This is a genomic window from Cupriavidus sp. SHE, from assembly GCF_000812445.1.
GTDB lineage: Bacteria > Pseudomonadota > Gammaproteobacteria > Burkholderiales > Burkholderiaceae > Cupriavidus > Cupriavidus metallidurans.
Window position 1 is genome coordinate 1 of record NZ_JWMB01000102.1, and the last position, 7,859, is coordinate 7,859.

Here is a 7,859-nt window from a genome sequence, read left to right on the forward strand (position 1 = left end):
TTCCTGCCCGCTGATCGCGTCACTACAGGGTGGAGCAAGCTTGGCAGGTTCGGCTATGCCTTAGCGTGCTTTATTTTCCGTTTTCTGAGACGACCCCAGGGATGCCGTATCGAGCTGGATAGCCGCGCGGGCTTGCAATGTTCGCGCGCGGCGACACGCCGTTATTCCGTTCCCGGGACATCCCCAGCATCTTGGAGGGATGTCATGTCATTTGTTGTCCTGCCTGTCGTGCTGTCGGCTCTGGCGTCCCTGATTGCAGTGGCGAAACTCTCTCGTGTCCGCGCACGGGCCAATGCCCGCAGCGGCCGTCATTTGCGGCAACGCAGCAAGCCTCATTCACTCCACCGCTGAAGGACAACAGCAATGCGATGGCTGTCCTTCCTGTTGGTAGGCGTCTCCAGCGGCGTGGCGTTCGCCGCCGCGATTGTTCCCGGCTTCGGGCGTCGCAGGTCGCATTCCGGCGGGCCAACGGAATCAGTGCAATCCAGCAACCATGCAAGGGAGATCGCCCATCTGTCGCCCGCGCCCGGCATGAACGAACTAGCCGGCTCGATCGCGCATGAACTGAACCAGCCGCTGACGGCTATCACCAGCAATGCTCAGGCGGCCAGGGAGTATCTGGCATCGGGGCCCTGCGACCCCGCCGAGGTGCGGGAGATCCTGGACGATATCGTCGCCGATGCGTCTCGCGCGAGCGAGATCGTCAGGCGGGTGAGGGCATTGATCCTGGGCGAAGCCCCTTCGGCGATTCACTTCAATGTCGGCGAGGTCGTAGATCAGGCGATTGCCCTCGTCGATGCCAATGCGCGGGCACGTAGCGTTCTGGTGTCGCGCGAAGTTGCCGATTCGCTGCCCCGCGCCGTTGGCGACCCGATGGAAATCCAGCTGGTGCTGCTCAATCTGCTGAGCAACGCTCTCGATGCGGTCGAATCCGTGCGCCCGCACGGCGAACGCTCAGCGTCGATCCTGGCGCAGGAACGCAATGGAATGGTCGTCGTTTCGGTGCGCGACAACGGCTGCGGCGTCGAACCGGGGCAGCTCGAGCGTATCTTCCAGCCGTTCTATTCGTCGAAGCACAAGGGCATGGGGTTGGGGCTGTCTTTCAGCCGCGCCCTGGTGGAGCGCAATGGCGGACGCCTGTCGGCGATCCGCAACAGCAACACGGGTATGACTTTTGAACTATCGCTGCGCACGGAAGACGCGTCGCAGGACCTGCGCGGGTCGGTATTGCCACTGGCACCGCGCGGCATCCATCCGCTCCATCACGGAGGAAAGAACGATGAACGCAATGCAGCCAACGGTATGTATCGTCGATGACGACGACAGTGTGCGACGTGCCCTGGCACGCGTCCTTGGCGCCCATCGGTATCACACCAGTTGCTTCGATTCCGCCAAGCGCTTTCTGGATAACGTCGAACTGGAGAATTCGCCGATCTGTGCCGTGGTCGACCTGCAGATGCCAGACATGGACGGCATCGCCTTGCAGCAGACGCTGAGCCAGCGGGTTCCCGTCGTCATCCTCACCGGACATGCCGACGTGTCCAAGGCGGTACAGGCCATGCAGGCGGGCGCGATAGATTTTCTCGAGAAGCCGGTGCAGGACGGGCTGCTTCTGGCCGCGGTCGAACGGGCGTGTGAACGCGCGCGGGAACAGTTCGCGCGCAAGGCCGAACTCCGCGTGCTGCGGCAGAAGATCGAGCGGCTGACGCCCAGAGAGCGTGAAGTCCTGGGCTGGATCGTGTCGGGCCTGCGCAACAAGCAGGTGGCCAGCGAACTTGGGACCGTGGAAAAGACCATCAAGGTGCATCGCGCGCACGTGATGCAAAAGCTCGAAGTTGACTCGCTTCCAGCCCTGGTCCGCATTGCCGACAAGATGGGCATGGGGATCGTCGCGCGCACCTGACCCCGCGCTGGCTCCCCCGTTTGGACCATCGTCCAATATCGCCGGACGCCGGTGTCTCGTAGCCTTGGGGAAGGCAACTTCTTCCCCGCGGTCTACGCGGTCGACGTTAACCTGGCGCGGATATGGGGTCTTCAGGACAATTTGCGGTGGTTATCGACGATGACGAGTCCGTTGCGCGCGCCATCTCGCGGTTGCTGCGCGCCGCCGGCATCGCTGTCGATACCTTCACAAGCGGCACGGTATTCCTGGACCAGATCCTGTCACAGCCGGCTTATCGGCCTGCGTGCGTGATCCTCGACGTCAGCATGCCCCATCTCGACGGCCTTGAAGTGCAGCGCCGTCTCGGCGGATTGTCATTGCCGATCATCTTCATTACCGCCCACGACGTGCCCGAGGCCCGCAACAAGGCGCTCTCCGCCGGCGCAATTGGATACCTGCGCAAACCTTTCAATACGCAACAGCTCATCGAACTCGTGCGGGGTGTGATGACGTCTTGAGTTATCTGACGTGACGGTATTTGGTCCTTGGTCCAATTGCGATTTAGACTCGAAGCGGCACACTCTCAACAATACGGGGCCGACATGCGTCCGCCGCGCGTGGCATTGGCGCCGTGACAAGGATCGAACATGGCACTTCTGATGATTTCCAACCTCAACCCGGATACCACCGAGGAGCAGGTGAAAGAGTTCCTCGGTCGTTACGGGTTTCCGGCGTACGACGAATTCGAACTCCAGGAAGGAGACGGTACGCGCCCGGCGGTCACACTGACATTCCATGCCGTGGACGAAGCCGCGTTGCAGCATTTCGTCCCGCGCATCCATGACGTGTTCTGGAATGGCCACCGGATCAATGCGCTGGTGTTGAGAGAACGCTTCAACTGACCACGCAGGCAACACATCAACCACGCAGACGGCGAGGACGCGCCAGCAAGCAGGCGGGCGCGTAGCGGAGGAGCAAGCAATGGCGAGTGGGCTGGAGTCCAAGGGCAGGCAGTATGCGTTCATGTTCCTCACCGCACTGGCAGTAGCGGGATGCGGAAAGCAGGAGGCGAAGGGGCCGGCCGCGCCGCCCGTGACCGAGGTTGGGGTCGTCAAGGTCGATCTCCACGACGTACCCGTCGCGTTCGAGTTCGTCGGGCAGACCGAGAGCTCGCAGCAGGTTGAAATCCGGGCGCGGGTCAACGGTTTCCTGGAGCAACGGCTCTATACCGAAGGCACGATGGTCAAGGCGGGGCAGGTGCTGTTCCGCATGGACCAGAAGCCATTCAAGGCCGCGCTGGACGCGGCCATGGCCGAACTGGCGCAGCAACAGGCGCGCCTGACCACCGCGCGCCAGAACCTTGCCCGCGTGCGCCCGCTGGCGGCCAAGAATGCGTTGAGCCAGAAGGATCTCGACGACTCCGTTGGGCAGGAGCAGGGCGCCGCCGCCGCGGTGGAGCAGGCCAAGGCCAACGTGACAAACGCCCGTCTGAATCTGGACTACACGACGATCACCGCGCCGGTCTCCGGGTTATCCAGCTACGCCAAGAAGCAGGTCGGTTCGTATATCGACGCGAGCAACAGCTTGCTGACTTACGTCGCCAAACTCGATCCAATCTGGGTCAATTTCAGTCTGTCAGAGAACGAGGTCCTGCAGTACCAGTCCCAGCAGGCGTCCGGGCAGTTGAAGATGCCGCCGCGCGGCTCGATGGAGGTGGAGATCGTGCTGGCGGATGGTGCGACCTATGGCAAGCGCGGCCACATCACGTTTGCCGATGCATCGTTCAGCTCCGAGACTGGCACCTATCTGCTGCGCGCGGAATTCCCGAATACCGAAGGCGCGCTGCGTCCGGGGCAATTCGTGCGCGTCCGCGTGCTTGGCGCGGAGCGCACGCGCGCGATCACGGTGCCGCAGGCGGCCGTGGTGCAAGGGCAGCGTGGACAGTTTGTCTGGACCGTCGGCAAGGACAACAAGGCTGAGACCAGAGTGGTGGATGTCGGCGAATGGGCGCAGGGCAACTGGATCATCCGCTCCGGCCTGCGCGAAGGCGATACCGTGGTGGTCGACGGCACGGTGCGCCTCGCCCCCGGCGCGCCCCTCAAGCCAGTGGCCGCGCCTCCCCAGCCCGTGTCCACCGAACGGCCGCCTGGCCCCCCGGGCGCCGCGCCCACGCCAGCTTCGGCCCCAACCGCCGCCCCTGAGAAGGGGGCGACGTCATGAAGCTTTCACACTTCTTTATCGACCGTCCGATCTTCGCATCGGTCCTGTCGATCATCATCGTCGTTGGCGGTCTGGTTGCCATGGTCAACCTGCCGATCGCGCAGTTCCCGGACATCACACCGCCGACCATCACCGTCACCACGACCTATCCGGGCGCCAGCTCGGACGTGGTGGCACAGAACGTCGCGGCCCCGATCGAGCAGCAGGTCAACGGCGCGGACAACATGCTGTACATGTCGTCCACCAGTTCGTCCACCGGCAACATGACGCTGACCGTGTACTTCGAGATCGGCACGGACCCGTCACTGGCACAGGTGGACGTGCAGAACCGCGTGAACCTGGCGCTGCCGACGTTGCCTGACGCGGTGACCAAGCAGGGCGTGAGCGTGCAGAAGCGTTCGTCGGCCTTCATGATGGTGATCGCGGTCTATTCGCCGGATAACAGCTATCCGCAGACCTTCGTCGATAACTTCACGAACATCTACATTCTCGATGCGCTCAAGCGCATCCCCGGTGCCAACCAGGCGTCGATCTTCGGCACGCCCGACTACGCCATGCGTATCTGGCTGAAGCCGGACCGGATGGCCCAGCTAGGCATCACCGTCGAAGATATCAAGAACGCGGTGGCCAACCAGAACGAGCAGTTCTCCGCTGGCCGAATAGGACAGTCACCCACCGACGGGCCGGTCACACTGACCTTCCCGGTGACGACGAAGGGCCGGATGACCGAGCCGGCCGAGTTCGAGAACATCATTCTGCGCGCCGCCTCGGGTGACGCAGCGCTGGTGCGGCTCAAGGATGTCGCCCGTGCCGAACTGGGCTCGAAGGATTATTCGTTGCGCAGCCGCTACAAGGGCAAGACCGCCACGCTGCTGGCGGTCTATCAGCAGCCGGGCGCCAACGCCCTGGCCGTGGCCGAGCAGGTCCGAAAAACGCTGGAGGAAGTGAAGAAGAGCTTCCCGCCGGGCATGGAGTATGAAGTCGCGCTGGATACCACCGAGTTCGTGCATGAGTCGATCAACGAGGTGGTGCATACGTTGCGCGACGCGGTGATCCTGGTGATCCTGGTCGTGTTCCTGTTCCTGCAGAGCTTCCGCGCCACGCTGGTCCCGATTCTGGCCGTGCCGGTGTCGATCATCGGCACGTTCATGGCCATGTCGGCGTTCGGCTTCTCGGTCAACATGCTGACGTTATTCGGGATGGTGCTGGCCATCGGCATTGTGGTGGACGACGCGATCGTCGTGATCGAGAACGTCGAACGGAACATGGTCGAGTTCAAGATGCCGCCCAAAGAGGCGGCCAAGCACGCCATGGACGAGGTGGGCGGCCCGGTGATCGCGATCGTGCTGGTGCTGCTGGCCGTGTTCATCCCGGTGGCGTTCCTGTCCGGCATCACGGGCCAGTTGTACAAGCAGTTCGCCATTACGCTGGCGGTGTCGGTGCTGCTGTCCGGTGTCGTCGCGCTGACCTTGTCGCCGGCACTGGCGGCCATCCTGCTTAAACCGGGCTCCCACGAAAAGAATCGCTTCTTCCGCTGGTTCAACCGCAGTTTCGATCGGCTCGTTGAAGGGTACGGCAGGTCGATCCAGCTCATCATCCGGCGCTCGGTGATATCGCTGGCAATCGTGGCCGCGCTGATCGCAGTCAGCGTGCTGATGTTCATGCGCATCCCGTCGTCGTTCCTGCCGGTGGAAGACCAGGGTTATCTGCTGGGCGCGGTGATCATGCCCGATGCGGCCAGCCTGGACCGCACGTCCGCGTTGTCCTCGCGCGCCGCGGACTGGTTCTCCAAGCAACCGGGCGTCAAGGCGGTGGCAGTACCGGACGGCTACAGCCTGATCGACTCGCAGAACAAGTCCAATGCCGGCACGCTGTTTGTCACCCTGAAGGGCTTTGGCGAGCGCGGCAAGGGCGAAAGCGCGGCGGACCTGATCGCGAAGGCCAACAAGGAGTTCTCCACCTACCGCGAGGGTGTCGTGGTGCCGGTCAATCCGCCATCGATCCCGGGCCTGGGTACGACCGGCGGCTTCGAGTTCTGGCTGCAAAGCACCGGGGATGGCACCTATCCGCAACTCGAGGAACGCGTCAGGGCGTTTATCGCCAAGGCCCATCAGCGGCCCGAACTGCGTGGCGTGACCAGCACGATCAATACGCGCTCCAGACAGTTGCTGGTGGACCTCGACCGTGAGCGCGCGGAAACCCAGGGCGTGGCGGTAGAGTCGGTCTACTCGGCCTTGCAGACGATGTTCGGCTCGCTCTACGTCAGCCAGTTCCCGAAGAACAGCCGTCTGTTCCAGGTGATCCTGCAGGCGGAGCCCAAGTACCGTTCGCGGCCCGACGACCTCGACAACGTCTACGTGCGCAATGCCAAGGGAGACATGGTCCCGATCAAGGCCGTGACGAATTCGCGCTGGGTCTCTGGCGCGGATCTGGTCACGCGGTTCAACAACTTCCCCGCAGCGAAGATTACTGGCGACGCCGCACCGGGGTATAGCTCCGGGCAGGCGCTTACAGCGATGGAAGAGGTAGCCCACGAAGTCCTTGGCGAAGGCTACAGCTTTGCGTGGAGCGGACAGGCGTACGAAGAGAAGAAGGCAGGGTCCACTGCCGCGCTGGTCTTCGCCTTCGCATTGCTGATGGTGTTCCTGATCCTGGCCGCCCAGTACGAAAAATGGTCGTTGCCGCTGGGCGTGCTGCTGGCGGTGCCATTCGCGTTGTTTGGCGCGCTAATGGGCATCTTGCTGCGGGGTATGGAAAACGACGTGTATTTCCAGATCGGGTTGACCGTGCTGATCGCGCTGGCGGCAAAGAATGCCATCCTGATCTTCGAGTTCGCCGTGGAAATGCAAGAGAAGGAAGGGCTGGGCCCGTTCGACGCCGCGGTCAAGGCAGCCAAGATGCGTCTGCGTCCGATCATCATGACTTCGCTGGCCTTCATCCTGGGTTGCGTGCCGCTGGCCATCGCCAGCGGGGCATCCGCCGCCAGCCGTCAGTCGCTCGGTACCGGCGTGATTGGCGGGATGCTCGGCGCGACCGTTATCGCCATCTTCTTCATCCCGATGTTCTTCTGGGGCCTGGAGCAGCGCAGCGAGAAGAGGAAGGGCAAGCAGCCGGCTTCAGGCACTGGGACTGGGACCGGGCCAGGGGCGGGGCCGGCGAGTGACACCGAGGCTACTCCGGGAGGCACGTCATGAAGCACCGCACGGTGTCCCGATTGATGCTTCTCGCCACGCTGGCCGCCGGCGGGTGCGCGGTCGGGCCGGACTACGTTCGTCCGCCTGTCGATGTTCCGCAGGCCTACCGCTTCGCGGACGAAGGTATCAGCGTGGCGCAGACACCGGCCACGTATTGGTGGTCGCAGATGAACGATCCGGTGCTGGACGGGCTGATTGCCACAGCGCGGGCCAACAACAAGGACTTGCTGATTGCCGCGGCACGGGTCGAGGAGTACTACGGCCGTGTCATGACCACCCGGTCTGGCCTGTTCCCTCAGGTGGGGATCGAGGCTGGCGGTGGGCGCCAGCGCATCAGCACCACCAATGGCACGGCGCTGCCGATCAACAACCCGTTCAACCAGACGCACGTCGCCGCCACCGCATCCTGGGAAATCGACCTGTTTGGCCGGATACGCCGCCTGACCGAGGCGGCCAAGGCTGACTGGCAGGCCAGCGAACTGGCGCGTCGGAGCACGGAAATCTCGGTGGTCGCCGCGACGGCCAGCGCCTATATCACGCTGCGGGATCTCGATAACCGCCTG

The 7,859-nt window shown here is 63.3% G+C and carries 7 protein-coding genes; all 7 read left to right on the forward strand.

From position 1 onward, the window contains the following. Nucleotides 1-405 precede the first annotated feature (405 nt). Entirely contained in the window at nucleotides 406-1,317 is a 912-nt protein-coding gene (locus tag RN01_RS31465; protein WP_223277322.1) for a sensor histidine kinase, read from the forward strand. Next, nucleotides 1,280-1,903: a response regulator transcription factor gene (locus RN01_RS31470; RefSeq protein WP_017513303.1), complete on the forward strand. Its 624-nt coding sequence runs from the start codon at nucleotides 1,280-1,282 to the stop codon at nucleotides 1,901-1,903. The genes RN01_RS31465 and RN01_RS31470 overlap by 38 nt, the downstream gene beginning before the upstream one ends. A gap of 122 nt (nucleotides 1,904-2,025) precedes the next feature. Then, nucleotides 2,026-2,400, forward strand: coding sequence for a response regulator transcription factor (locus RN01_RS31475; RefSeq protein WP_024569362.1), 375 nt, complete (start codon nucleotides 2,026-2,028; stop codon nucleotides 2,398-2,400). A 129-nt stretch (nucleotides 2,401-2,529) separates the two neighbouring features. Beyond that, nucleotides 2,530-2,784, forward strand: a complete 255-nt coding sequence (locus tag RN01_RS31480) for an RNA-binding protein (RefSeq protein ID WP_017513301.1) — start codon at nucleotides 2,530-2,532, stop codon at nucleotides 2,782-2,784. A 79-nt stretch (nucleotides 2,785-2,863) separates the two neighbouring features. Next, nucleotides 2,864-4,102: an efflux RND transporter periplasmic adaptor subunit gene (locus RN01_RS31485; RefSeq protein WP_017513300.1), complete on the forward strand. Its 1,239-nt coding sequence runs from the start codon at nucleotides 2,864-2,866 to the stop codon at nucleotides 4,100-4,102. Next, nucleotides 4,099-7,296, forward strand: coding sequence for an efflux RND transporter permease subunit (locus RN01_RS31490; RefSeq protein ID WP_017513299.1), 3,198 nt, complete (start codon nucleotides 4,099-4,101; stop codon nucleotides 7,294-7,296). Before RN01_RS31485 ends, RN01_RS31490 begins: the two co-directional genes overlap by 4 nt. Then, nucleotides 7,293-7,859 (forward strand): TolC family protein (locus RN01_RS31495; protein WP_039016848.1); only part of this gene is annotated, 567 nt, incomplete at its 3' end. The genes RN01_RS31490 and RN01_RS31495, both read left to right, overlap by 4 nt.